This window comes from Ascidiaceihabitans donghaensis, assembly GCF_900302465.1.
Taxonomy (GTDB): domain Bacteria; phylum Pseudomonadota; class Alphaproteobacteria; order Rhodobacterales; family Rhodobacteraceae; genus Ascidiaceihabitans; species Ascidiaceihabitans donghaensis.
The window spans coordinates 129413-154196 of record NZ_OMOR01000001.1 but is presented as its reverse complement, the minus strand read 5'-3'; the positions used below and the strand labels follow the sequence as shown (position 1 = coordinate 154196).

Annotated in this window: 23 protein-coding genes; 8 read left to right on the top strand and 15 right to left on the bottom strand. The window is 52.8% G+C overall.

Annotated elements, in window-relative coordinates:
- Positions 1-81 precede the first annotated feature (81 nt).
- The 3 genes from ASD8599_RS00760 to hslO are packed head-to-tail and all read right to left on the bottom strand — an operon-like array spanning position 82 to position 2805.
- Positions 82-1236 carry a CCA tRNA nucleotidyltransferase gene (locus tag ASD8599_RS00760; RefSeq protein ID WP_108826772.1) on the bottom strand — a complete coding sequence of 385 codons (1155 nt, stop codon included), beginning with the start codon at positions 1234-1236 and terminating at the stop codon, positions 82-84.
- Complete coding sequence (locus tag ASD8599_RS00755) at positions 1233-1826, bottom strand: CoA pyrophosphatase (RefSeq protein WP_108826771.1); 594 nt, start codon at positions 1824-1826, stop codon at positions 1233-1235. Before ASD8599_RS00755 ends, ASD8599_RS00760 begins: the two co-directional genes overlap by 4 nt.
- Entirely contained in the window at positions 1819-2805 is a 987-nt protein-coding gene (gene hslO, locus ASD8599_RS00750; RefSeq protein ID WP_108826770.1) for an Hsp33 family molecular chaperone HslO, read from the bottom strand. Before hslO ends, ASD8599_RS00755 begins: the two co-directional genes overlap by 8 nt.
- A gap of 81 nt (positions 2806-2886) precedes the next feature.
- On the opposite strand from hslO, the gene ASD8599_RS00745 reads away from it, so the two are divergent.
- On the top strand, positions 2887-3330 hold the full coding sequence (locus ASD8599_RS00745) for an NUDIX domain-containing protein (RefSeq protein ID WP_108826769.1): 444 nt from the start codon (positions 2887-2889) through the stop codon (positions 3328-3330).
- Here the strand turns inward: ASD8599_RS00745 and ASD8599_RS00740 are convergent.
- A complete protein-coding gene (locus tag ASD8599_RS00740) occupies positions 3315-4595 on the bottom strand; it encodes a SpoIIE family protein phosphatase (RefSeq protein WP_108826768.1) in 1281 nt (426 codons plus the stop codon). The genes ASD8599_RS00745 and ASD8599_RS00740 overlap by 16 nt on opposite strands.
- Before the next feature lie 156 nt (positions 4596-4751).
- Between ASD8599_RS00740 and ASD8599_RS00735 the strand changes: the two genes are divergently transcribed.
- Positions 4752-5081 carry an Hpt domain-containing protein gene (locus tag ASD8599_RS00735; RefSeq protein WP_108826767.1) on the top strand — a complete coding sequence of 110 codons (330 nt, stop codon included), beginning with the start codon at positions 4752-4754 and terminating at the stop codon, positions 5079-5081.
- On the opposite strand, the gene ilvA is transcribed toward ASD8599_RS00735, so the two are convergent.
- Positions 5082-6317, bottom strand: a complete 1236-nt coding sequence (gene ilvA / locus ASD8599_RS00730; RefSeq protein WP_108826766.1) for a threonine ammonia-lyase IlvA — start codon at positions 6315-6317, stop codon at positions 5082-5084.
- A gap of 130 nt (positions 6318-6447) precedes the next feature.
- Here ilvA and ASD8599_RS00725 point away from each other — a divergent pair, with 130 nt between their 5' ends.
- Entirely contained in the window at positions 6448-7665 is a 1218-nt protein-coding gene (locus tag ASD8599_RS00725; protein WP_108826765.1) for an argininosuccinate synthase, read from the top strand.
- Here the strand turns inward: ASD8599_RS00725 and ASD8599_RS00720 are convergent, their stop codons facing one another.
- On the bottom strand, positions 7666-8373 hold the full coding sequence (locus tag ASD8599_RS00720; protein WP_108829934.1) for a sulfotransferase-like domain-containing protein: 708 nt from the start codon (positions 8371-8373) through the stop codon (positions 7666-7668).
- 145 nt (positions 8374-8518) lie between these two features.
- Between ASD8599_RS00720 and msrA the strand changes: the two genes are divergently transcribed.
- Complete coding sequence (gene msrA / locus ASD8599_RS00715) at positions 8519-9181, top strand: peptide-methionine (S)-S-oxide reductase MsrA (protein ID WP_108826764.1); 663 nt, start codon at positions 8519-8521, stop codon at positions 9179-9181.
- Here the strand turns inward: msrA and ASD8599_RS00710 are convergent.
- Together ASD8599_RS00710 and ASD8599_RS00705 are read right to left on the bottom strand one after the other, a co-directional pair.
- Positions 9178-10053 carry a ribokinase gene (locus ASD8599_RS00710; RefSeq protein ID WP_108826763.1) on the bottom strand — a complete coding sequence of 292 codons (876 nt, stop codon included), beginning with the start codon at positions 10051-10053 and terminating at the stop codon, positions 9178-9180. The two genes, msrA and ASD8599_RS00710, sit on opposite strands and share 4 nt — an antisense overlap.
- Entirely contained in the window at positions 10053-12308 is a 2256-nt protein-coding gene (locus ASD8599_RS00705; RefSeq protein ID WP_108826762.1) for an NADP-dependent malic enzyme, read from the bottom strand. The genes ASD8599_RS00710 and ASD8599_RS00705 overlap by 1 nt, the downstream gene beginning before the upstream one ends.
- 131 nt (positions 12309-12439) lie before the next feature.
- Between ASD8599_RS00705 and mutS the strand changes: the two genes are divergently transcribed.
- Entirely contained in the window at positions 12440-15067 is a 2628-nt protein-coding gene (gene mutS / locus ASD8599_RS00700) for a DNA mismatch repair protein MutS (RefSeq protein ID WP_108826761.1), read from the top strand.
- 58 nt (positions 15068-15125) lie between these two features.
- Here mutS and ASD8599_RS00695 read toward each other — a convergent pair whose 3' ends face one another.
- The gene (locus ASD8599_RS00695) at positions 15126-15689 is read right to left on the bottom strand and encodes a nucleotide exchange factor GrpE (protein ID WP_108826760.1); all 564 of its coding nucleotides are present in this window, start codon (positions 15687-15689) and stop codon (positions 15126-15128) included.
- A gap of 10 nt (positions 15690-15699) precedes the next feature.
- Positions 15700-16764 carry a heat-inducible transcriptional repressor HrcA gene (gene hrcA / locus ASD8599_RS00690; protein WP_108826759.1) on the bottom strand — a complete coding sequence of 355 codons (1065 nt, stop codon included), beginning with the start codon at positions 16762-16764 and terminating at the stop codon, positions 15700-15702.
- A 78-nt stretch (positions 16765-16842) separates the two neighbouring features.
- On the opposite strand from hrcA, the gene rph reads away from it, so the two are divergent.
- From rph to hemW, 3 genes are read left to right on the top strand one after another with little or no spacing between them, the layout of a single operon-like run.
- Complete coding sequence (gene rph, locus ASD8599_RS00685; protein WP_108826758.1) at positions 16843-17556, top strand: ribonuclease PH; 714 nt, start codon at positions 16843-16845, stop codon at positions 17554-17556.
- Positions 17553-18164 (top strand): RdgB/HAM1 family non-canonical purine NTP pyrophosphatase, encoded by a 612-nt coding sequence (rdgB, locus tag ASD8599_RS00680; RefSeq protein ID WP_108826757.1) that lies wholly within the window; start codon positions 17553-17555, stop codon positions 18162-18164. The genes rph and rdgB overlap by 4 nt, the downstream gene beginning before the upstream one ends.
- Complete coding sequence (gene hemW / locus ASD8599_RS00675; protein ID WP_108826756.1) at positions 18157-19314, top strand: radical SAM family heme chaperone HemW; 1158 nt, start codon at positions 18157-18159, stop codon at positions 19312-19314. The genes rdgB and hemW overlap by 8 nt, the downstream gene beginning before the upstream one ends.
- Here hemW and ASD8599_RS00670 read toward each other — a convergent pair.
- From ASD8599_RS00670 to mnmE, 5 genes are read right to left on the bottom strand one after another with little or no spacing between them, the layout of a single operon-like run.
- Positions 19311-20204, bottom strand: coding sequence for a ParB/RepB/Spo0J family partition protein (locus ASD8599_RS00670; RefSeq protein ID WP_181364372.1), 894 nt, complete (start codon positions 20202-20204; stop codon positions 19311-19313). The genes hemW and ASD8599_RS00670 overlap by 4 nt on opposite strands.
- A gap of 13 nt (positions 20205-20217) precedes the next feature.
- Positions 20218-21021 carry a ParA family protein gene (locus tag ASD8599_RS00665; RefSeq protein ID WP_108826754.1) on the bottom strand — a complete coding sequence of 268 codons (804 nt, stop codon included), beginning with the start codon at positions 21019-21021 and terminating at the stop codon, positions 20218-20220.
- Positions 21014-21631 carry a 16S rRNA (guanine(527)-N(7))-methyltransferase RsmG gene (rsmG, locus tag ASD8599_RS00660; RefSeq protein WP_108826753.1) on the bottom strand — a complete coding sequence of 206 codons (618 nt, stop codon included), beginning with the start codon at positions 21629-21631 and terminating at the stop codon, positions 21014-21016. The genes ASD8599_RS00665 and rsmG overlap by 8 nt, the downstream gene beginning before the upstream one ends.
- Positions 21628-23496, bottom strand: a complete 1869-nt coding sequence (gene mnmG, locus ASD8599_RS00655) for a tRNA uridine-5-carboxymethylaminomethyl(34) synthesis enzyme MnmG (RefSeq protein WP_181364538.1) — start codon at positions 23494-23496, stop codon at positions 21628-21630. The genes rsmG and mnmG overlap by 4 nt, the downstream gene beginning before the upstream one ends.
- 4 nt (positions 23497-23500) lie before the next feature.
- Positions 23501-24778 carry a tRNA uridine-5-carboxymethylaminomethyl(34) synthesis GTPase MnmE gene (mnmE, locus tag ASD8599_RS00650; RefSeq protein ID WP_108826752.1) on the bottom strand — a complete coding sequence of 426 codons (1278 nt, stop codon included), beginning with the start codon at positions 24776-24778 and terminating at the stop codon, positions 23501-23503.
- Positions 24779-24784: the final 6 nt, after the last annotated feature.

The window sequence follows — 24784 nt, the reverse complement described above, 5'->3', positions numbered from 1 at the left end:
ATACGGTGTAGCCAAATCCCACGATACATGTTGCAAACCTCCGGTGTTGTGCTTTTGTCATACGCCAGCCGTGCGCAAAAGTCACCCTAAAAGGTCATCCTTCGATTTGGTGAAGCCAGACATGATCCAGTCATGCTTTAGGGCTTTCAAACGATCACCCAAAGCTTTGCCTTGAAAATCAGGTGTCAAATCGGCGGAAACGATCGGAAAAACCGCATCCACACCCACCTGAACCTGCGTCGCGGCGTCCAATGCAGGTAGCGTTTCAAACAACGCTGAACGCAAGGCCGCGATGCCCAGCGCGATTTCTGCACCATGTAAATACCCAAGTGCCGCAGGCGACTGGGTGCCGGACATGCCGTCTATCAAGACCGCCAAAGCGTTGGCTTGGGCTTTGGACAATCGCAAACGTCGCGGCATGTCCTCTCCGCCCAGAACCGCCAAGCGGCGAATGGGGTCTGGCGGCACCTCCAGCAGGGTTTCCATGTGAACCAAAGGCGCCAGCCAACGATCATCTGCACCAGGCAATATCTGAAGCAAAACACCCGTTTGACGCATGGCCGCTACGGCCGGTGCTGGGTTTGGGGCGGACAGCAGTTTTAGAATTTCTGCGCCGACCCGTTCTGCTGACAACCGTTCCAACCCGTCAAGATTGGAGGCAATTGCGTCCAAAGCGTCCGTATCAAACCCCGCATCGGCAGCAGCATACCATGCAACAAACCTAAAGTAGCGCAGAGTGCGCAGATAATCTTCACGGATGCGAAGACTGGCATTTTCAATAAAGCGAACCCGACGGTGGGTCGCATCCAAAGCGCCCCCCAACGGATCAACGACGGTTCCATCGGGACGCGCATAAAGCGCATTCATCGTAAAGTCGCGCCGCCTGGCATCATCTTCTATACTGTCAGAAAATGTCACCACAGCACGCCTACCATCGGTTTCAACATCGCGACGAAAGGTCGTTATTTCATAAGGCTCACCGTCTGCCACAACCGTGACGGTGCCATGATCGATACCCGTCGGAATGGCTTTCAGCCCTGCGTCACGGGCCAGCTGCATAACCTTTTCGGGCCGTGCGTTGGTCGAAAGATCAATGTCGCTGATATCCTCCCCCATGACGGCGTTGCGTACACAGCCCCCGACAAAGAAAATGTCGAAGCCTGCGCTCTCGATGGTCTCACAGACGCTCTGTGTGACGGGATCGGCCAACCATTGCGTGTCCGGCGCCAGTTTCATGGCATGCGATCCGCCCAAGCCCGCAACATCCGCGCGGTGGCGCCCCAAATGTAATACGGGCCAAACGGCACTGCGAAATAAGCACGGCGGTGACCACGCCAGCGTCGCGATTGCACCGCGAAATTGTTCACATTCAAAACGTGAGACAGCGGGACAAAAAATACTTCTTCGACTTCGCCGGGTTCGGCAACGATATCAAACTCGGCGGTGACCAATCCGATCACCGGCGTAACCTTGAACCCCGTTACTGTTTCATGGGGCGGCAAAACGCCAAGGATCTCGACCAGATCAGAGGGCAGGCCGATTTCCTCACGCGCCTCACGAAGAGCCGTCGCAATCAGGTCTGCGTCCGTGTCATCCTGTTTGCCGCCCGGAAACGCAATCTGGCCCGGATGATGCTTCAGGGCCGACGACCGCTTGGTCAGGATCAGATAATAGGCGCCACCCCGCACAATGATTGGGGCAAGAACACTTGCAGGACGCAAAACACGGCCATCGGGCTGCGTAAATTCAGGGTTAAGATCAAAATCGGATGATCCATCACCCCCATCCACAAGCGCCGCGCGTATCTGAGCAATCAGATCAGTCACGCGCGTCCTGTTCCGCCTCAAATCCTACGGTCGCGGGATCAAGATCGTAATGCGCCCCACAGAACTGGCAGTCTGCTGTGACGCGACCTTCTTCTGTTGTCATCGTCGCTATGTCACCCGCTGAATAGATGGACAGGCTTTGGCGCACGCGATCCTCGGAACATGTGCATCCAAAACGGATCGGTTGCGTGTCGTAGACGCGTGGCTGTTCTTCGTGGAACAGGCGCACCAACAAATCGTTGGGTGGCACGGTCGGGCCGATCAGCTCCATTTCTTCTACGGTGTCCATCAAGACATTCACGCGGTTCCAGTTTTCTTCCGCATCATGTTCCAGCAGGTCAGACGCTTGCAAGACGTCGCCAGACCCTTCCCCTTTCGCCATCAAAGGCGATGCTTTGGGCATATGTTGAACCATAATGCCGCCGGCGCGCCAATGTTCAGACACACCCGGCTGCGTGGATTTGCCATAGCTTAGCGCGAAACGTGTCGGCAGCTGTTCGGACTGCGCAAAATAGGCCGCAGCACAAGCCGCAAGTGATCCACCATCCAGCGGAGTAATGCCTTGGTACGGTTGCATTCCTTTGCCTTGGTCAATCATGATTGCGAAGTATCCTTCCCCGATCTGGTCGAAGGGGGCAGCATCGGTCAGCAGGTCTTCGTCGTAGGTGGCATAGGCGCGGATGCGCGCAGGTTCGCCCTCTTTTTCGGGGCCGTAATAATCGGTGGCAATCATACGCACCGCACCCTTGGCTTGCACTTGCAACGACAACTTCCAACGCAACTTGACGGTCTGGCCGATCAACGCAGTCAGCAACGCCATTTCCGCCACAAGCGCTTCAATGGCAGGTGGGTAGTTGTGTTGCTTTAATACGCCGTCCAGCACGCCGTCCAAACGGGCAACGCGGCCACGAACGTCGGATGTATCAAGCTGAAATGGCAGGACGGTGTCGTCCCACGCGATCTGGTGTCCAAGGGTCATTGGGGTTTCCTTATGCGCCTCTGATTGGCATATCGGAGCTATATAGCATCGAAGTTCAAAACAAAAAGAGGGGCAACTACAATGATCCGACGTGTGGGTGAACCACCTTTGAAGTCCCAAAGCTACAGGTTGCGACCCGGCGTCTATGCAATTTTGCCTTTGAAGCGACGTGTTTTGCTGACGGCACAAACCAACGGCGCATTAGAGTTTCAACTGCCCGGTGGCGGGGTTGATCCTGGCGAAACCTCTTTGCAGGCGCTGTACCGGGAAGTCCGCGAAGAAATCGGCTGGTCCATTGCGCGCCCAAGACGTCTGGGTGCATTTCGTCGATTTGTGCATATGCCCGAATACGATATGTGGGCCGAAAAATTATGCCACGTGTACGTTGCGACACCTGTCCGCCAAATTTGCGACCCTATCGAACCTGATCATATCACTATGGTTATGCATCCCGATGAAGCCGCCCAAATGCTGGGCAATGTTGGCGATCAGATGTTTGTCAAACAACACTACGGGATTTTATGACCAGAATATTCAAACAGGATGCCCGAAATATCGTCAGGAAATTCATCCAGCCCTGAAAAAGCGCCCAAATTCCACATCATGGCATCAAAGAACTTTTGACCCGACATGTCTTTCATATTGTTCATCATTTTCTCTAAACCGGATTCTTCCAGCATATCACCTTCCTGATTTGGACACTCCGTAACGCCATCGGACAACATCAAAACGCGATCACCGGGCTTTAGCTGTATCTCGAAATCTTCAAAAGTGATGCCAGACATAAGACCCACAGGAAAACCGCCCGTCCCGTTCTGTTCAACGGTGCCGTCCCGGCGCTGAACAGCTGGATGGGGATGCCCAGCCTGACTGACAAGCATATGCCCTGTTTCCAGATTTACGTCTGCAAGCATAAGCGTGAAATAGTGTTCCGTGTCCATTTCATCCAGAACAAGGTTGTTCAGATCCTCGATCACGCAGCTTGGTTTTCGAAACTTAAAGCTTCCATCACTTTGCCGGCGCAGCGCTACGTTTTGGTCAGGTGCGGTCGCGGATAAGTAGCCAGCCAATCGGGCAGTCATCAAGGCAGAGCTGATGCCGTGGCCAGAAACATCGATTGCATAAAGTCCCAAATGCCCCGGTTGCCCAGGAAAAAACCCGACAAGGTCACCGCCCACGTGTCCGCTTGAACGCAACATCAACGACAACTCAGCCGTATCAAAAGTTTTTTGGCGTTCGCGCACCAAAGATTGCTGCAATTTCTTTGCTTCAAGCAAATCGCTATCCAGCGAATCATACACACGTTGTAATTCTGCTAGCGTGTCTGAAATCAGTCTATTCTTCTCTGTCAGCTCATGCTGCATATCCAAAATTCGTTCACCTGCTGAAATGCGCGCACGCAGTTCATGTGCGTTGACAGGTTTTGTCAGAAAATCATCAGCCCCGGCTTGCAAACCCTGTGCCACTTCGCCCTTTTCGCTTTTTGACGTTAGCAGAATAAAATAGCCGTAACTCTCACCTGGCAGCCTGCGAAATGCGTCACAAAATTCCAAGCCGTTCATGCCCGGCATCATCCAGTCGCTTAAAATAATATCCGGCGTAGATTCACGACACAATTCCAAGGCCTTGTCGCCACTATCGGCTTCGGTAACACGAAACCCCCAGCGCTTCACTGAACTGGATAATATCTTTCGCTGCAGACGGCTATCGTCCACAATCAGAACATGGCGACTGGTGCTATGTTCGTTTTGCGGCTTTTCAGGTTCGATTTTCGATGCTGGAACCGGCATCAGACTCACTTTCACAAACTCGGATGTCCACTGGCTAATCGACCGACCTTAACGACCCATGAAAGCTAAAATTGCGTCTATCCAGTTGAGTTGAGCTTACGGTTGATTAAGCAACCCTGTGGCATTGCTTTGCCAAACCCAAAGCGGAGACTGCAAATGATTGACTGGAGCCAGGTGAAATCTCTTCGTGCTGACGTCGGGCCCGAGGATTTTGACGAAGTCGTGGAACTTTTTCTGGAAGAAGTAGAAGAAGTCGTTACGCGCTTAAAGCAGGACGCGGACGTGAATGAACTGGAAAATGACCTGCATTTTTTAAAGGGCAGCGCCATGAACCTCGGTTTTTCAGAATTTTCTGCCCTGTGCCAAGACGGAGAACTGCGTGCAGCTGAAGGACGGGGGGATGAGATAAACTTAAGCAAGGTTGTCGAATGTTATGCGGTGTCCAAGAAAGCCTTTGTCACCGATCTGCCCCAGGTTTTGCATTGATCAAATCACAAATTGCGCTAGCGTTTCGTTGTTTGTGATGTCTGTGTAGGTCAAACCAGCACGATCCAGATTTTCGAAAAACTGCACGAAGTTTTCTGGATCATCCGTTTCGATTCCAATTAGAACAGATCCAAAGTTTCTGGCGGACTTCTTCAGATATTCGAACCGTGTGATGTTGTCGGATGGCCCAAGATAATCAAGGAAATCTTTCAGCGCACCGGGGCGTTGTGGCAATCGCAGAATGAAGTATTTCTTTAGGCTTGCGTAGCGTTGGGCCCGTTCTTTCACCTCTGGCAGGCGTTCAAAATCGAAGTTCCCGCCTGATGCAACACAGACAACGGTCTTGCCCGCAATGTCATCTTCCAAATCGCCCAGCGCCTCGATGGACAAGGCGCCGGCAGGTTCCAAAACGATACCCTCGACATTCAGCATCTCGACGATTGTCATGCAAATGCGATCCTCTGGCAAATGCATCACGCTATCACGCGGTGCGGATTTCAAGCGCTCGAATGTCCGTGCGCCTATCTTCGCAACGGCAGCACCATCTACAAAGCTATCGATCGGCGACACATCTGTTGGCGCACCTGTTTCCAACGCACGCGCCAAACTGGGTGCGCCAGTGGGTTCGACAAACGTATAATCACACGCATCTGCATAGTAACTAAAGCATGCAGAAGATAATCCACCACCACCTACAGGTAAAACCAGATGCTCCGGAACACGCCCCAATTGTCGTTCTATCTCAACCGCCACGGACGCCTGCCCTTCGATCACATCTTCATCGTCAAAGGGCGACAAAAAATGTGCGCTATGGTCCGTGCAGTAGGCCTGCGCTGACGCCAAGGTGTCGTCAAAATAATCGCCGATCAGTTTTATCTCGACAAACGATCCCCCGAATATTGCAGTTTTCTGAACCTTTTGGGCCGGCGTTGTAACAGGCATAAAAACCACACCACGTACGCCGAAATGGCGGCACATAAACGCGACGCCCTGGGCATGATTTCCAGCACTTGCGCAAACAAAAGTATCGTGGCGATCAATCACCTTGCGCATCGCATTAAAGGCACCGCGCAATTTGTAAGATCGCACCGGGCTTAAATCTTCGCGCTTCAACCAGATATCGGCACCATACTTTTTTGACAGATGATCATTGCGCATCAAAGGCGTTTCAGGAAACACATTGCGCATCGCACGTTCAGCAGCCTGCGCGGCAGAAACAAATTGATCATTGGTCATGGAAGCACCCTTCAAGCAGATACAACCGAGGTAGAGGTTGCCCTTCATGCCGTCAACGCGGGGCTGCATCTTGCCCCACATAGAAAAACGCGGTATCGCCCGCCACGAACCACACAGAGGGAAACTGCAGATGTCCGCGCCTAAAAAAGTCGTTCTTGCCTACTCCGGCGGCCTAGATACGTCCATCATTCTGAAATGGCTGCAAACTGAATACGGTTGCGAGGTTGTGACCTTCACCGCAGATTTGGGTCAGGGCGAAGAACTTGAGCCAGCGCGCGCAAAAGCCGAATTGATGGGTGCTTCAGCGATCTACATCGAAGATCTGCGTGAAGAATTCGTACGCGATTTCGTGTTCCCGATGTTCCGCGCCAACGCACTTTACGAAGGGTTGTACCTGTTGGGCACTTCCATCGCGCGACCTTTGATTTCCAAACGGTTGGTCGAAATTGCTGAGGCCGAAGGCGCAGACGCAGTGTCCCACGGCGCGACCGGCAAGGGCAACGATCAGGTCCGCTTCGAATTGGCAGCCTATGCGTTGAACCCCGACATCAAAGTCATCGCACCATGGCGTGAATGGGATTTGTCCAGCCGCACCAAGCTGCTTGATTTCGCAGAGAAAAACCAAATCCCGATCGCCAAAGACAAACGCGGTGAAGCACCCTTCAGCGTGGATGCGAACCTGTTGCACACTTCGTCCGAAGGCAAAGTTCTGGAAGACCCGGCCGTTGACGCGCCCGATTACGTTTACCAGCGTACTGTGAACCCCGAAGACGCGCCAGATCAGCCTGAATTCATCGAAATCGGTTTCGAAAAAGGCGACGCAGTTTCCATCAACGGCGAAGCCATGTCGCCTGCAACCATCCTGACCAAGCTAAACGAATTGGGTGGCAAACACGGTATTGGCCGCCTTGATCTGGTCGAAGGCCGCTTTGTCGGTATGAAATCACGCGGCATCTACGAAACCCCCGGCGGCACAGTGCTTTTGGAAGCGCACCGCGGCATCGAATCCATCACTCTGGATCGGGGCGCGGCCCACCTTAAAGATGAGCTGATGCCAAAATACGCCGAACTGATCTATAATGGTTTCTGGTTCTCACCAGAGCGTGAAATGCTGCAAGCTATGATCGACAAAAGTCAGGAACACGTCACCGGCACCGTCCGCTTGAAGTTGTACAAAGGCTTGGCGCGCACAGTAGGGCGTTGGTCTGATTATTCGCTTTATTCCGAAGCGCATGTCACCTTTGAAGACGACGCAGGCGCGTATGACCAAAAAGATGCAGCCGGGTTTATCCAGCTGAATGCCCTGCGTCTGAAACTTTTGGCCGCACGCAAACGGCGTACATCCTGATCAAATCTTAACGGCAGCAAGCCGGTCGTAATACGGCAAGGCTTGCGCCACGATCTCTTGATACTCTGGGCTGAGATCGGGCAATGGGCCTTCCGCACCCGCAAACCCGGTTGATCCATGCACCGCCCCATACCAGTGAGATGCCCAAACACCGTCTGCGGCATGACCACCCTTAGGCCAGTTCAGCATTTTCGGATCCCAAGGCAGGCCAATCTCCGCGCACAATTGTTTCATCTTTGTCGCGGGATCACGGCGAATATCTGCTGAATCAATCACAATCGGGTTTTGCCCCAAAGACTGCGCGTGGTCGTACAATTCAGCCTGCTGAACAAAACCGATATCGTTCAATACCGGCCCTTCGCGTTTGGCTGCATAACTTGCCACAACACGCGCAGGGTGGCGGATCAAAAATACGTTGACCACATCGCGCATCCATGTGCGTGGCATGTCTGGGATCATATGTTGTGTCATGTGTTTCTGGTACGAAAACGGTACTGATACAGGCTCTAACAAGGACGTTTCGACTGTTTTAGGATCAACGGGTTGCGACTTTAGTATGGCGTCGCGCATTGGATGGCTCAGGCCAGTCGCCGCCAGATAGGCTGCGTAAAAGGGTTCGTCCATAACATGACAATCTGCACGCGCCCCAAAGCTGTACATCATCGCTGTCGATAAATTGCGCGGCCCGGACCACATGGCAATGCGAATGGTTTTTGGCATCATATCCCCCCGTTTTGCGCACCATAAAACGAAGTACGGATTTGTAACAGCTTTCACTGAGCTGTGACCTCGCAATGCTGTGTATTGAGCAACGCAACAGAGTGCGTGATCCTGACGTCAAAAGGAGAACCCTATGACCCTCGTTCAAACTGCTAAACCATTCGCATTGGCTTTGATGATCGCGCTGGGCGTTTTTGCACAATCCAAAACGTCACATGCCGCGGAAACGGAAACCCTGACGGTCGCGGGGGGATGTTTTTGGTGTGTTGAATCAGACTTTGAAAGCGTCAAAGGCGTGAAAGAAGCGATTTCCGGATTTACCGGCGGCAAGACAGCAAATCCCACCTACAAACAGGTCACAGGTGGCAAAACAGGCCACTACGAAGCGGTGCAAATCATCTTTGACCCAAGCGTTGTGTCCCGCGATGTCCTTCTGGCAAAGTTCTTCCGTTCCGTTGACCCAACAGACGCCGGCGGGCAGTTTTGTGATCGAGGCGCCAGCTACCGCACTGCCATTTTCGCAAATGGGCCTGCGCAAAAGTCTGCCGCCGAGAAAGCCAAAGCCGATGCAGCCGCAGCATTAGGTCAAAGCGTCGTGACGCCAGTTGTTGGCGCGTCAAAGTTCTATCCAGCTGACGCGTCCCATCAAGATTACTACAAAGGATCAAAAATTGTGCTGACGCGGTTTGGTCCGAAGAAACAATCCAAAGCGTACAAAGCCTACCGCAACGCATGTGGTCGTGACCAACGCGTCAAACAACTTTGGGGGTCGGCGGCACCTTTTGTCGGCGGTTAACCCAGCTTCATATCCTGAATGTCTTTAAGGTCAGGAATAACATCTGCCGCCCCAAGTCGCGTGACCATCAAGGCCGCCGCTTGGGTCGCCAGCCCGATCGCCTGCGCCATAGGCATACCGCGATCAAGTCCCGCTATGACATATCCGGTAAACGTGTCACCGGCACCCGTGGTGTCCACAGGATCAACATCAATTGCGCCAAAAGCAGTCTCTAACTTGGTAGAATTCTGATACCAACGGCATCCGTTTGCCCCAAGTGTCACAATCACATCATCCACGTTTAGGTCCGGAATTTTAACGCCTAAGGCACCTTCAAGCTGCGCCGCTTCGACTTCGTTCATCACCAGCATATCAACAAAGGGTAGAACGGCCTGCACCGCATCCACGTCAAAAGGTGCTGCGGCATAGACCACACGTACCCCTAAATCCTGTGCCATCCGTGCGGCCAAGACCTGACCGGACGTTTCATTCTGCATCATCAGAATGTCACCGGGGCTTGCCTCGGACAGTGCTGTGCCTATCTGGTTTTCGTCGATAATGCCGTTGGCACCCGGCCACAGAACAATCACGTTTTCAGCCGCATCATCAACGTAGATCACCGCATGGCCCGTCGCCTCAACGCTGGTGGCAATGTGGGTCGTATCAATCCCATATTCCAAAAGCCGATCCGCCGCCCAGCGCCCGTCAGGCCCAACGGCACCGATATGCCGGACATGGGCCGCACCGCGCGCAGCAGCGACGGACATATTCGCCCCCTTGCCACCCAAACCTTGACTGAAACCTTCAGCCGCCAGTGTTTCGCCGGGTTTGGGAAGGTGCGGCACCCGGTAGACCATATCAATATTGATCGAACCCAGATTATAGACTGTCATCAGCCCACCTTGCAGGCCGCCAAAACAGCCATGTTCAGGATGTCATTTGCCGTGGAACTGGTTGAACAGATCTGAATGGATCCATCAACACCCGACAGAATGGGGCCGATCACCGTAGCGCCCCCCATTTCCTGCATCAGTTTCACAGAAATGCTGGCAGAATGTCGCGCCGGAACGACAAGGATGTTCGCGGGGCCTGTCAAACGGGAAAACGGGTACTGCGCCTGGGTCACTTCGTTCAAAGCCACATCAACGGTCATTTCGCCTTCGTATTCGAAATCGACGCCCCGCTGATCCAGAACCTTTGGCGCCAAATGCATTTTTTCGGCGCGCTCGGAAATGGGGTATCCAAACGTCGAGAAGCTTACAAAAGCAACGCGCGGCTCTAGCCCCATGTCTTTTGCAACCACGGCAGCGCGTTCCGCAATGTTCGCCAAATCGTTTTCATCCGGCCATTCATGCACAAGCGTGTCCGCCATAAACACAATGCGACCCTTGTGCAAAAGCGCCGTAATACCTGCGGCCCCGTTTTCTGTGTCAGCGTCAAAAACATGGTTGATACGTTCCAGCACATGGGCGGACTTTCGCGTCACACCCGTGACAAGCGCATCACCATGACCGTGGGCCAACATCAGCGCGGAAAACACATGTCGGTCACGGGCGGCAAGGCGGTGAATGTCGGCCCCGTCAAATCCTTTGCGCTGCAACCGATTGTACAAGAAGGTCTTGTACATCTCGAGGTGCGGGGTGTTCGCCGCGTTCACCACTTCGATTTCGCGCACAGCGTCCCCGAGACCCGCTTCTTCAAGCTTGGCCTTGACGTCTTCTTTACGGCCCACAACCAGCGCTTTGCCCAAACCGGAGCGCTGATACATGACAGCGGCACGTAGCACTTTGGGATCATCGCCTTCTGCGAAAATCATGCGCGCTTGTGCGGCACGGGCCCGGGCGTTCAAGCCCCGTAAAATACTCGCTGTTGGATCCATGCGCGATTTCAGGGACAGTTCATACGCATCCATGTCGATGATAGGACGACGTGCAGCACCTGTGTTCATGCCCGCCCGCGCCACAGCTGGCGGAATGCGATGGATCAGACGTGGATCAAAAGGCGTCGGAATGATGTAGTCACGCCCGAATGCCAGATTTTTACCGTATGCCAACGCCACTTCATCCGGCACATCTTCACGCGCCAATTGCGCCAAAGCGTGGGCGCATGCGATCTTCATTTCATCGTTGATGGCTCGGGCATTGATGTCCAAAGCGCCACGGAAGAGGTAAGGGAAACCCAAAACGTTGTTCACTTGGTTCGGGTAGTCGCTGCGGCCAGTGGCCACAATCGCATCCATGCGAACTTCATGCGCTTCTTCGGGGGTGATTTCCGGATCGGGGTTCGCCATTGCGAAAATGACGGGATTGTCCGCCATGCTGGCCACCATCGCCGGGGTTACGGCGCCTTTGGCCGACACGCCAAGGAACACGTCGCAATCCTTCATGGCATCTTCCAAAGTCCGCGCTTCGGTTTTCACCGCATGCGCTGATTTCCATTGGTTCATGCCTTCGGTGCGGCCTTGATAAATCACACCTTTGGTGTCGCACATGATGCAATTGTCGTAGCGTGCACCCATTGATTTCAACAACTCGAGACACGCGATACCAGCCGCACCCGCGCCATTGAGAACAATTTTGACGTCTTCGATCTTTTTTCCCGACAAATGCAGCGCGTTGATCAAACCCGCTGCGCAAATCACAGCGGTGCCGTGTTGATCGTCATGAAAGACCGGAATGTCCATTTCCTCTTTCAGACGTTGTTCGATGATGAAGCATTCAGGCGCTTTGATGTCTTCCAGGTTAATGCCGCCAAATGTCGGCCCCATCAGCTTGACTGCTTTGCAAAATTCGTCCGGATCTTCGGTGTCCAACTCGATGTCGATGCTGTTCACATCCGCAAAGCGTTTGAACAAAACTGCTTTGCCTTCCATCACAGGTTTTGACCCTAATGCGCCCAAATTCCCCAATCCAAGGACGGCTGTGCCATTGGAAATAACAGCAACCAAATTGCCTTTGTTGGTATAGTCGTAAGCCAGCTCCGGATTTTCCGCGATGGCCACACACGGCACCGCAACGCCGGGTGAGTACGCCAAAGATAAATCGCGTTGCGTCGTCATCGGAACGGTGGCCGAAATTTCGAACTTGCCTGGCGTCGGTTCAAGGTGGAAGGCCAAGGCCTCTTCATCGGTAACTTTGGTCTTGGACATTGCGCAACTTTCCTCCCTGTGCCTCAGCGTCTTATCGCAGCAATGAAACGCGCTCAACCGCTATGCGCTTTTGGGTTTCGTCTGGAGGTATGGCTTTGTAAGGTCTGGCAACATTTGCTGAGGGACAATCCATGACCGTCACGCCTATGATGGCGCAATATCTTGAGATCAAAGCAGCACATCCCGATGCGTTGCTATTCTACAGGATGGGCGACTTTTACGAAATGTTCTTTGAAGACGCCGTAAACGCCGCCGAAGCGCTGGATATCGCCTTGACCAAGCGCGGCAAGCACGACGGCGCAGATATACCGATGTGTGGCGTACCCGTCCACGCAGCCGAAGGGTACTTGCTGACGCTGATCCGCAAGGGCTTTCGAGTCGGGGTTTGTGAACAACTTGAAAGTCCGGCAGAAGCTAAGAAAAGAGGCTCTAAATCGGTCGTAAAGCGTGATGTTGTCCGGCTGGTCACACCGGGAACATTAACGGAAGACAGCCTTCTGGAAGCACGTCGGCACAATTTCCTCGCAGCTTTCGTAGAGGTCCGCGATCAAGCTGCTTTGGCCTGGGTTGATATTTCAACAGGCGCTTTCCACGTCATGCAGACAACGCAAACGCGCTTGGGTCCCGAACTTGCGCGATTGTCCCCGTCCGAACTGATCGTGTCCGAAGGGCAAATAGAGGATTTGCGCGAATTAGTCTCTGATTTCGGCATTCCGATGACGGATTTATCCCGCGCCAGCTTTGACAGCATGTCAGGCGAAAAGCGAATTTGTGATTTGTTTTCTGTAAGCGCACTGGACGCCTACGGTAACTTTGACCGCGCAGAAATTGCGGCCATGGGCGCCGTCATCGAGTACCTAAATATCACGCAAAAGGGAAAATTGCCGCTGCTGCAGACCCCACGGCAGGAAACCCATCGCGGAAGCGTACAAATCGATGCTGCAACACGCCGCAATCTTGAGCTAACCCAAGCTTTGTCTGGCGGACGCGCCGGATCACTGATTTCGGTTATCGATCACACTGTGACCGCGGGCGGCGGGCGCCTTCTTGAGCGTCGGCTTTCGGGCCCATCCCGCCAGTTAGAGACGATTCAGAACAGATTGGACGCTGTGTCCTACGCGTTCGATGCCAAGCAGACCGCAGACACAATTCGGGACCAATTGCGCAAAGTGCCTGATCTTGATCGCGCTTTGTCACGATTGTCTCTGGATCGCGGTGGTCCACGTGATCTGGCCGCAATTCGCAACGGGCTGACAGAAGCAGAACACATTGGCACTGCCGGTTTGAATGATGCACCAAAACTGTTGATTGCCGCACTAAAAGACCTTCAAGGTCACACCGCATTGATGGATTTGCTGGACGAGGCCCTCATCGCCGAGCCCCCACTGTTGACGCGCGACGGAGGTTTCATAGCAAACGGCTATGATGCAGAGCTGGACGAAGCAAGAAAGCTGCGTGATGAGGGGCGCAGCGTCATAGCTACGATGCAACAAGATTTCGTCTCTAAAACGGGCATTTCGACTCTTAAAATCAAGCACAACAATGTCCTTGGGTATTTCATCGAAACCACATCAACCCATGCGGAAAAAATGCTGTCCGCACCGCTGAACGAAACATTCATTCACCGTCAGACCACCGCAAATCAGGTGCGGTTCACCACGGTCGAATTGTCCGAAATGGAAACTAAAATCCTCAATGCCGGCAACCGTGCGCTGGAAATCGAAAAACGGATTTACGAAACTCTTAGGCAAGGGATCCTAGCCCAAGCCCCCCTTATCAACCAAACCGCCCGCGCTTTGGCAGAACTTGATCTGGCAATCGCCATGGCGCATCTGGCGCGGGTGGAAAACTGGTGTAAGCCGATTGTAGACGACAGTCGTGCATTCGCGATCGAAGGCGGCAGGCACCCCGTGGTGGAAAAATCCTTGCGGGACAAAGGGCAAACCTTCATCGCCAACGACTGTGATCTTAGCGCTGAAGACACCGCCAATATCTGGTTGCTGACGGGCCCGAACATGGCGGGTAAATCGACCTTTTTACGGCAAAATGCCTTGATCGCCTTGTTGGCGCAGATGGGCAGTTTTGTACCAGCGACGTCTGCCCACATTGGTATTGTCAGCCAGCTGTTCAGTCGCGTTGGCGCATCAGACGATCTGGCGCGCGGGCGGTCGACCTTTATGGTTGAAATGGTGGAAACGGCAGCGATCCTGAACCAAGCAGATGATCATGCGTTGGTTATTCTTGATGAAATCGGACGAGGCACCGCAACCTATGATGGCCTGTCCATCGCCTGGGCGACGCTGGAACATCTGCACGACGTCAACAAATCACGCGCCCTTTTTGCAACGCACTACCATGAAATGACATCCCTTTCAGGAAAGCTGGACGGCGTCGATAATGCAACGGTCGCCGTGAAGGAATGGGAGGGTGAAGTTGTCTTTTTGCACGAAGTGCACAAGGGTGCGGCGGATCGGTCCTATGGCGTTCAAGTGGCCCAGCTTGCGGGATTGCCCGAAACCGTAATCGCAAGGGCGCGCGTTGTACTTGAAGCGCTTGAACAGGGAGAACGCGAAGGAGGTGCCGCGCAAAAAACGCTGATCGACGATCTGCCGCTTTTCTCGGCAACGCCCCCCCCTGCCCCGATTCAAACCAAAACATCACCCGCCGTGGATCTTTTGGACACCATTCACCCCGACGAACTTAGCCCACGTGAGGCGCTGAACCTCATTTACAAACTAAAAGAGGCGGCCAAAAACTGACCGCCTCCATCCTGCGCTATGCAGTGTCTTTTTCCTAAAAATCCCCGCCGGAGACATCCTAGCTTGCGGGCATGGAAGACACGCCAACTTGGGCAGGGCGCAACAATCGATCGTGTAACATAAACCCTTCCGCAGCAACTTGGATGATGTCGCCTGCTTTCGTGCCGGGCACAGGCGCCTCAAACATCGCTTGGTGATGCTGGGGATCAAACGCGTCTCCGACTTCCGGTGCTATCACTTCGATGCCATGCTTTTTGAACACATTCAAAAGCTCTCGCATTGTCAGCTCAACGCCTTCCAAAAGCGGGCCTGCGACAGCGCGCTGTTCGTCAGACGTTGTTTCAAGCGCACGCTTCATGTTGTCGTAGACAGGCAACATGTCGCGGGCCAGTTTCGATCCGCCATAGTTTTCAGCTTCGCGGCGATCCTTGTCGGACCGTTTGCGGGCGTTTTCCGCATCGGCCAAAGCCCGCATGAACCGGTCGCGAAATTCATCGCGTTCCGCGGTGACCGTTTCTAGGTCAAGCGCCTCGTCATCGATCTCTTCCATTTCATCCGCAAATTCTTCAGCCTCGGCATTTGCGAGGTCATCCAAAAAGTCGTTGTTCTCTGGGTCAGCCATTTTTCTACCTCTAACTCCGGTCGGACAACATTTTGCCCACCAGTTGCGCCGTGTAATCTACAATCGGCACGATCCGTCCATAATTCAGTCGCGTAGGGCCAATGACACCGACGGCGCCAATGATCTTACGGTCTGCGTTCATATATGGGGAAACGACCAAAGAGGAACCCGAAAGTGAGAAAAGTTTGTTCTCAGAACCAATAAAAATGCGCACACCGTCGCCGCCCTCGGTCAATTCCAGAAATTCCGAGATATCGCGCTTGCGTTCAAGGTCATCAAACAAGGTACGGATGCGGTCCAGATCGTCGGGTTGACCGGCGCTTTCCAGCAAATTGGACCGGCCGCGCACAATCAATCGCTCATTCCGGTCCCCTGCGTCTTGCCAAACAGCCAAGCCGCTGTCGACAAGATCGCGTGCCAGCACATCAATCTCTTGGCGGCGCAGTGAAATTTCGGATTGGATCGCACCACGAACATCTGTCAGCGTTTTGCCTTCGATCAGCGCATTCAGAAAATTGGCGGCCTCGCGCATTGAACTTGGCGTTTGCCCCGGGGGCGGCGTGAACAGGCGATTTTCCACGTGGCCATCCGCAAACACCAAAACGACCAAGGCGCGGTCTGCAGCCAGTGACACAAATTCGATGTGTTTGATCGGGGCTTCGTGCTTGGGGGTCAACACCAGCGACGCTCCATGGGTGACACCGGACAAGGCCGACCCCACACGATCCAACAGCCCGCCCACATCACTTTCGTTGCGCCCCATCGTGGCATCGATTTTTTCGCGGTCGCCGTCGTCAGGAACGCTGACTTCCATCAAACCGTCCACAAACATGCGCAACCCCATCTGCGTCGGGATGCGCCCCGCACTGATATGAGGGCTGTCCAAAAGCCCCATATACTCAAGATCCTGCATCACATTGCGGATCGTGGCCGCGCTGACCTTTTCACTAAAATCCCGCGTCAGGGTGCGCGACCCCACGGGATCACCATTTTCAAGATACCCTTCGACCACGCGCCGAAACACTTCGCGCGAGCGGTCGTTCATCTCTTCGATCATCTTTGGCGCGTCAGACATTATGGTTCTCTTACCATTGGGGTTGCATCCCTTATGCCACGGGCGGTATCCCCGCGGACATAGCAAAAAGGATATATCATGCGACCTTCCGGACGTGAACTAGACCAAATGCGCGATGTTTCGATCGAAACCGGCTTCACGAAACATGCGGAAGGGTCTGCATTGATCAAAATGGGTGACACCCATGTGTTGTGCACCGCCACCATCGAGGACCGCGTGCCGCCGTTTATCAAAGGGTCCGGCCTGGGTTGGGTCACTGCGGAATACGGCATGTTGCCCCGTGCCACCAACACACGGATGCGGCGCGAGGCCGCTTCTGGCAAACAAGGCGGGCGCACCGTGGAAATTCAGCGCCTGATCGGGCGTGCTTTGCGTGCTGGTGTGGATCGTTCTGCATTGGGCGAACGTCAGATCACCGTCGATTGTGATGTGCTGCAAGCCGATGGTGGTACACGTTGCGCGTCCATCACGGGCGGTTGGGTCGCTTTGCGTTTGGCTGTGAACAAACTGATGAAAGCAGGCGACGTTGTGTCTGATCCGTTGGTTGATCCTGTCGCTGCCATTTCTTGTGGGATTTACGCAGGCCAGCCTGTGCTGGACCTCGATTATCCAGAGGATTCTGAAGCCGGCGTTGATGGCAATTTCATCATGTTAGGCTCTGGTTCTTTGATCGAAGTCCAGATGAGCGCCGAAGGCTCTGTCTTTTCACGCGATCAGATGAACCAACTGATGGACCTTGCAGAAAAGGGCGTGGGCGAACTGGCTGCCAAACAACTGGCCGCAACAAAATGAGCCGTCCGTTCACAGACAAAAAGCTGCTGTTTGCCACCCATAACGCGGGCAAGCTGGAAGAAATGCAGGAGCTTTTTGCCCCCTACGGCGTCACGGTCGTGGGGGCTGCTGAACTAAAGTTGGCTGAACCGGAGGAAACCGAAGATACCTTTATCGGCAATGCCCGAATAAAAGCTGTCGCAGCCGTAAAAGCGACGGGGCTGCCCGCCCTCTCGGATGATTCAGGTATTGTCGTGGATGGGTTGGACGGCGCCCCGGGCGTCTATACTGCGGATTGGGCGGAAACGCCAAATGGCCGTGACTTCACCATGGCGATGAACAAAACCAACGACCTTTTGGAAGAACGCGACGCGCCCCATCCCAGAACGGCACGGTTTTGCGCCACAATGGTCTTGGCCTGGCCCGATGGGCATGAAGAAATCTTTGAAGGCGTTGCAGAAGGTACACTCGTTTGGCCCATGCGCGGCGCTTTGGGGCATGGATATGATCCCATGTTTCAACCTGTCGGGCATTCTCGGACCTTTGCCGAGATGTCCCATGACGAAAAGAACGAAATCAGCCACCGCGCAGATGCGTTCAACAAACTGATCGCAGGCTGTTTTGGCTGAAGATTGGGAAAACGGGGGCTTCGGCCTTTATATCCATTGGCCCTATTGCGAGGCCAAATGCCCCTACTGCGACTTTAACAGTCACGTTGTCCGGTCCATAGATCATAATGCGTGGCGGATTGCCTACCTATCGGAACTTGAACGCACCGCATCCGAAACAAAAGGGCGGGTTCTGCACAGCGTCTTCTTTGGTGGTGGCACGCCCAGCTTGATGGAACCCGATGTGGTTGGCGACATCATGGAAGCGATCAAACGGTTTTGGCCCACTGCCAATGATCTTGAAGTAACACTTGAAGCCAACCCAAGCTCGGTCGAGGCTGGCAGGTTCAAGGCTTTCCGTGATGCGGGGATAAATCGTGTGTCAATGGGCGTTCAAGCTTTGAACGATGCAGACTTAAAGCGTTTGGGGCGCATACACACTGCGCAAGACGCCATGAACGCCTTTGAAATTGCGCGAACGGTCTTTGAACGTGTTAGCTTTGACTTGATTTATGGCCGACAAGATCAAACCTTGGACCAGTGGGAAACAGAGCTTCATCAGGCTCTAAACCTATCGATAGACCATATATCTTTGTATCAGCTCACCATCGAACAAGGCACGGCCTTTGGGGATCGCTACAACATTGGTAAACTGCGGGGCCTTCCAAGCGAAGACCTTGGCGCCGATATGTATGAACGCACGCAGGCCATTTGTTCGGCTCACGACATGCCGGCCTATGAGGTGTCCAATCATGCCCGCGACGGCGCACAATCTCGGCACAATATGATCTATTGGCGCTACGGGGATTACATCGGGATCGGGCCGGGTGCGCATGGACGCGTCACAGTCAATGGACAACGCTTTGCAACCGAAGCTTACAGCAATCCACAACGATGGCTCGACAGCGTCGCATCCGGCACGTCGGAAAAATCACGCACAGCGCTTAGCACTGCGGACCAAGCCAGCGAATTGCTGTTGATGGGGTTGCGGGTGAAAAACGGTGTGTCCCGCAAACGATACGAGGCGTTGTCAGGGCACCCCGTTAATCGCAAAGCGGAAGAAACCCTGTTGGAACACGGATTATTAACACCCTCTGAGGCGGATATTGTTGTTTCAAATCAAGGTTTTATCGTTCTCAATGGTGTCTTGGAAGCCCTACTTTCCGACTAAGAACCGCTTAACTTGCGGCACAATTCATCCAAGTCATCCAGTGACCCGTATTGAATGGACATTTGGCCTTCCTCGCCGCCATTCTTATGTGTGATCTGGACCTTCATGCCCAAAGCGGCTGATAGATCAGCTTCCAAAGCCCGCGTATCAGCGTCCTTTTCGGTGCCTGCTTTTTTGGAAGTACTATCTTTGAAGATGTTACTGCCTTGATTTGTTTCCGCCTTTACCAACGCCTCGGTTGCCCTGACGCTTAGGCCTCCCTTCACCACAGCTTTGGCCAAACCCGACGGATCTTGCGCCGTGATCAGCGCACGTGCATGTCCAGCTGTTAATTCACCCTGCTGAACCAGTTCCACCACATCGTCGGGCAGCTGCAGCAGGCGGAGTAGGTTTGCAATATGGCTTCGGCTTTTGCCCAAAGCTTCTGCCATCTTTTCCTGAGTGTGCCCGAAACGATCCATCAACTGCCGATAGCCTGCGGCTTCTTCGATTGGATTGAGGTCCGCTCTTTGAATGTTTTCAATAATAGCGATTTCAAGCACTTCAGTGTCTGAAAACGTACGAACTATAACCGGTAGTTGATGTAGTTGCGCCATTTGGGCGGCACGCCAGCGCCGTTCCCCGGCAACGATTTCAAAGTTATTGGCGCCCATCTCCCGGACGATCAAAGGTTGAATGACACCTTTTTCCTTGATTGACGCAGCTAAGTCATCCAGATCACTTTGATTGAAACGCTTCCGCGGCTGATCAGGGTTGGGAGCAATCTGTTCAATGGGCAAAAACCGCTCTGCCGGTGCTGAAGAAAGCGCTGCGTCAGGCTCCGAGACGTCTGCCATCAACGCTGACAATCCACGACCCAATCCGCGTTTGCGGTCTTTTCCATTTGCCATGTTCATTGCCCTCTCAGAGTTGTTTGTTGTTTTGCATCATCTCAGCGGCCAGGGCGCGGTACGCAACAGCCCCTTTTGAAGCCGTATCGTAGCTCAGCACCGGCATCGCAAAAGATGGCGCTTCGCTTACACGAACATTTCGGGGGATAACTGTTTTAAAAACCAGATCACCCAGATTGTCTCGTGCATCTTGCTCAACCTGCAAGGACAAGTTGTTCCGTGCATCGTACATGGTTAACACAATCCCCTCAATTCGAAGCGATTTATTACCCGTTTCGCGCACTTCGCGTATCGTCAACATCAGCTGAGACAACCCTTCCAGCGCAAAGAACTCACTTTGCAGGGGCACCAGTACAGAGTCCGACGCAATCAAAGCGTTTACAGTCAACAGGTTCAGTGACGGCGGACAATCAATCAACACATAGTCAAAACCAAAGCCTTCCATTTGAACCTGTCGCAAAGCATCGCGAAGAAGAAAACTGCGTTTTTCATTTGAAATCAGCTCAATGTCAGCAGAACTCAGGTCAACAGTTGCAGGAACGATGGACAGGTTTTCTACGTTTGTGGATTGTACGACGTCGTTAAGGTCGATATCTTCAAGCAAAAGTTCATATGTGGTGTATTCACGATCTTGCGCCGCAACACCTAGTCCTGTGGACGCATTTCCCTGTGGGTCGAGATCAACAACCAGGACCTTCTGACCAGCCTCAGCCAAAGCCGCTGCTAAATTAATAGATGTCGTGGTTTTCCCGACGCCACCTTTCTGATTAACCACAGAAACAATTTTTGGAAGCGTTTGCGTGATATAATCAGGCACGTCGAATGTCCTTAATTGTCAAGATTGCAGCATCTGGGTTGGTTTCGCTTTTATGCGCCTCGTATGTGAAAGACCAGTTTTCTTGCGCTGATGTAATCTCTTTTACCCAAGTCTGCCCCTTGGGGAAAACACATAGTCCTGTGGGCAATAAATGATACTGGGCAAATTGCAGCAAAGCACTCAGATCTGCCAACGCTCTGGCGGACATAACATTCGATTTCTGCGGCGTTGCAGCCTCAATTCGCTCAGAGATAATGTTAACGTTTAGGCCCAATTCCCTTACAGCGGTGCGTAGGAATGCACATTTTCTCTGATCGCTTTCAATCAACGTGAAAACTGTCTTTGGCGACAGCTGTTTTGCCACGATAGACAGAACGATGCCCGGAAAACCGCCGCCGCTTCCAATGTCTAACCATTTTTCTTCAAACTTTACGATGTCAGCAATCTGCACCGCATCCCATATGTGACGATCCCATATGTCAGCAACACTCATCTTGGAGACCAAGTTTATTCTTGGATTCCATTTTTCTACCAACGAAACGAACGATGTCAAATCGTTCATTGTTTCACGTGAAACATCGAGGTTAAGCCAAGCTGGAGGTACACTCATGCCGACTTCCGCGAACGTTGTTTAAGAATTGCAAGGATCAAAGCGAGCGCCGCAGGCGTCATCCCATCAATTCGCCCAGCCTGTGCCAAAGTGGATGGTCGCGTTTTTTCAAGCTTTGTTTTCAACTCGTTCGATAGGCCCTCAATCGTAGAGTACTCAAATGCAACGGGTATCTTATGGGCCTCATCCTTGGCCAATCGGGCTATGTCTTTTTCTTGCCTTACAATATAATTTGCATACAAGGCCTCCCTAGACAGCTGCTTTTTAGTCTCATCATCCAAAGTACCGATATCACTATCTAGTGCTTCAAGATCATCGAACACTACATCTGGAAACGCCAATAGCTGAAAGGCGTTTCGCTTTGTCCCATCTTGATTTATCCGAATTCCAGCTTCTGCAATTTGCTTAGGCGTAAAGAATTGATCAGACACGACAGATCTGCCTTGTTCCAAGCGTTCCATCTTGTCTTCAAACACACGTACCCTTTTCTGGGAAACGCCGCCCAACCCTATTGCAGTGGGTGTAAGCCGCTGATCCGCATTGTCCGCTCTAAGGGACAATCTGAACTCTGCTCTTGATGTGAACATCCGATACGGTTCACTTACGCCGCGGGTGGTCAAATCGTCGATCATGACCCCGATATAACTTGTCCCGCGACCAAAATGAACGGGTTCTAGACCTTTAGCGGTAAGTCCAGCGTTAAGGCCTGCAACCAAACCTTGCGCAGCCGCTTCTTCATAGCCCGTTGTTCCATTTATCTGACCGGCTAAATACAGGTTTGGAACATCTTGCAGTGCTAGATTACCGTCCAAGGCTCTGGGGTCGATGTAATCGTATTCGATTGCGTATCCAGGTTGCAAAATCTTTGCGTTTTCCAAGCCTGCAATTGAGGAAACATATTCTTCCTGAGTGCTTTCCGGCAGCGATGTTGAAATGCCATTTGGGTAGATTGTATGATCATCCAGCCCTTCAGGTTCCAAGAAAACTTGATGAGAGGTTTTATCGGCAAAGCGAACGACCTTGTCTTCGATCGAAGGACAGTACCTAGGCCCAATTCCGTCTATATGTCCGCCATACATCGCAGACTTTTCGAGATTCTTGGCAATAATTTCGTGTGTTCGTTCATTAGTGTGCGTAATCCCGCAGGAAATCTGTGGAATATCTGTACCATTCGACATGAAAGAGAACATCGAAGGGTCGGAATCTCCTTCCTGCATCTCCAGTCCGTCCCAGTTTATTGAACGACTATCCAATCGCGGCGGTGTACCCGTCTTTAACCGACCCAGAGGCAGATCAAAGCTGTCGATCCGCGTTGCAAGGCGTTCCGACGCTTTATCACCAATTCGGCCGCCCGATCTAGACACATCTCCTATGTGGATCACGCCCCTTAGAAAGGTGCCGGTGGTAAGAATTGTTTTTGCAGCGCGAACTTCAGAACCATCGGCCAAGATAAGACCAACAACTGCGCCGGACTCCATAAGGAAGTCTACAACTTCGCCCTCCAGGACATCAAGATTTGGTCGGTTAAGCGTTTCGTTAAGCATCGCTTTACGATAGAGTTTTCGATCGGCTTGCGTCCGTGGTCCTTGAACCGCAGGGCCCTTGCGCCGGTTCAGAAGGCGAAACTGGATACCAGATGCGTCGGCAACACGCCCCATCACACCATCCATCGCATCAATTTCCCGGACGAGATGGCCCTTGCCCAAGCCACCAATCGCCGGATTGCATGACATCACGCCAATTCCAGCTTGTGACATCGTTACCAAAACAGTTCTAGCGCCAATACGGGCGGACGCATGGGCGGCCTCTGCCCCTGCGTGGCCACCACCAATAACTGCAACATCAAAATGTTTCACGTGAAACACTCCATCATTTTCCAAGACAAAAACTTGCGAATATCTCGTCTAGCAGGTTTTCAACGTCTATGCGACCAATCAATGCTTCCAGCGATCTAACCGCAGTTCGCAACTCTTCCGCGGCAATATCATAGTGTTCAGGTCCACGATCAATAAGAGGCAGAACTGTACGTAGTACAGAGTGGGTTTCAGTCATCGCAACTCTATGACGTTCATGTGTCGCTAAACCAGCAGTGGACGAGCGCTTGGACAATGTTGTCTGAACGCTCTTCAACAACCCTTCGACACCAACGCCGGTCAAGCCAGAGATACCTTGACCCGTTAAATCGGCCTTAGGTGCAACCACAATATCATCATCTGTTAAATCTAGACCAAAATCTCGACCATCCTCAGCCAGAACAACGCGTAAATCCGCTTGCTTGGCACGATCCAAAGCACGATCAATTCCAATCTGTTCAACAGTATCTTGGCCTTCACGAAGGCCCGCTGTATCTAAGAAAGTCACAGGCAGTCCGTTCAAATCCATTCGAACTTCGATCACATCCCGTGTCGTTCCCGCTATATCTGACGTAATAGCAACATCGCGGCCGGCCAATGCGTTCAGAAGTGTAGACTTACCCGCATTTGGGGGGCCTATGATTGCAACCTCAAAACCCAGACGAATACGTTCCGCAACATGGCTTCCGTCAATTTCACGGACAAGTTCATCCCGAACGCTTTGTAGAATACCGCGGACCTCAGGAGAAACGTCAACTGGTACGTCTTCATCTGCAAAATCTATTGTCGCCTCGATTAATGACGCGGACCTGATTAACGAAGACCGCCAGCCTTCTACCAAATCACCCAGATGTCCTGAAACTGTTTTTAGCGCTTGAACACGTTGCGCTTCTGTCTCGCTTTCAATCAAATCGGCGAGGCCTTCGACTTGTGCCAAATCCATTCGACCGTTTTCTAGAGCGCGACGCGTAAATTCACCTGGTTCAGCCAAGCGAACCGAAGATCCGTTTGAAAGTTCTTTCATAACTGCCTGCACAACCGCAATGCTGCCATGCAAATGAAATTCTACGACGTCTTCACCCGTAAAACTGTGTGGACCTGCAAAACAAAGAACCAGTGCCTTATCCAAAAGCGCTCCAGACCCATCGAACAAGGACCGCAGCCCAGCGACCCTGTCATTCGGTAAACTGTGCGTTAGGGTTTTAGCAGCATACAAAGCGTCTGGACCGGAAATACGGATCACCGCAACCCCTGCCCGGCCCTGTGCGCTTGCTAAGGCAAAAATCGTTTCCATTCATTC

What these genes read in the sequence shown, in the direction of transcription:
- ASD8599_RS00695 (WP_108826760.1), bottom strand. Translation starts at nt 15,689, where the DNA reads ATGGCTGACCCAGAGAACAACGACTTTTTGGATGACCTCGCAAATGCC.
- ASD8599_RS00760 (WP_108826772.1), bottom strand. Translation starts at nt 1,236, where the DNA reads ATGAAACTGGCGCCGGACACGCAATGGTTGGCCGATCCCGTCACACAG.
- ASD8599_RS00705 (WP_108826762.1), bottom strand. Translation starts at nt 12,308, where the DNA reads ATGTCCAAGACCAAAGTTACCGATGAAGAGGCCTTGGCCTTCCACCTT.
- ASD8599_RS00745 (WP_108826769.1), top strand. Translation starts at nt 2,887, where the DNA reads ATGATCCGACGTGTGGGTGAACCACCTTTGAAGTCCCAAAGCTACAGG.
- ASD8599_RS00710 (WP_108826763.1), bottom strand. Translation starts at nt 10,053, where the DNA reads ATGACAGTCTATAATCTGGGTTCGATCAATATTGATATGGTCTACCGG.
- ASD8599_RS00735 (WP_108826767.1), top strand. Translation starts at nt 4,752, where the DNA reads ATGATTGACTGGAGCCAGGTGAAATCTCTTCGTGCTGACGTCGGGCCC.
- rsmG (WP_108826753.1), bottom strand. Translation starts at nt 21,631, where the DNA reads ATGAGTGTACCTCCAGCTTGGCTTAACCTCGATGTTTCACGTGAAACA.
- ilvA (WP_108826766.1), bottom strand. Translation starts at nt 6,317, where the DNA reads ATGACCAATGATCAATTTGTTTCTGCCGCGCAGGCTGCTGAACGTGCG.
- ASD8599_RS00740 (WP_108826768.1), bottom strand. Translation starts at nt 4,595, where the DNA reads ATGCCGGTTCCAGCATCGAAAATCGAACCTGAAAAGCCGCAAAACGAA.
- mnmE (WP_108826752.1), bottom strand. Translation starts at nt 24,778, where the DNA reads ATGGAAACGATTTTTGCCTTAGCAAGCGCACAGGGCCGGGCAGGGGTT.
- rph (WP_108826758.1), top strand. Translation starts at nt 16,843, where the DNA reads ATGCGACCTTCCGGACGTGAACTAGACCAAATGCGCGATGTTTCGATC.
- msrA (WP_108826764.1), top strand. Translation starts at nt 8,519, where the DNA reads ATGACCCTCGTTCAAACTGCTAAACCATTCGCATTGGCTTTGATGATC.
- ASD8599_RS00670 (WP_181364372.1), bottom strand. Translation starts at nt 20,204, where the DNA reads ATGGCAAATGGAAAAGACCGCAAACGCGGATTGGGTCGTGGATTGTCA.
- rdgB (WP_108826757.1), top strand. Translation starts at nt 17,553, where the DNA reads ATGAGCCGTCCGTTCACAGACAAAAAGCTGCTGTTTGCCACCCATAAC.
- hrcA (WP_108826759.1), bottom strand. Translation starts at nt 16,764, where the DNA reads ATGTCTGACGCGCCAAAGATGATCGAAGAGATGAACGACCGCTCGCGC.
- ASD8599_RS00725 (WP_108826765.1), top strand. Translation starts at nt 6,448, where the DNA reads ATGTCCGCGCCTAAAAAAGTCGTTCTTGCCTACTCCGGCGGCCTAGAT.
- mutS (WP_108826761.1), top strand. Translation starts at nt 12,440, where the DNA reads ATGACCGTCACGCCTATGATGGCGCAATATCTTGAGATCAAAGCAGCA.
- hslO (WP_108826770.1), bottom strand. Translation starts at nt 2,805, where the DNA reads ATGACCCTTGGACACCAGATCGCGTGGGACGACACCGTCCTGCCATTT.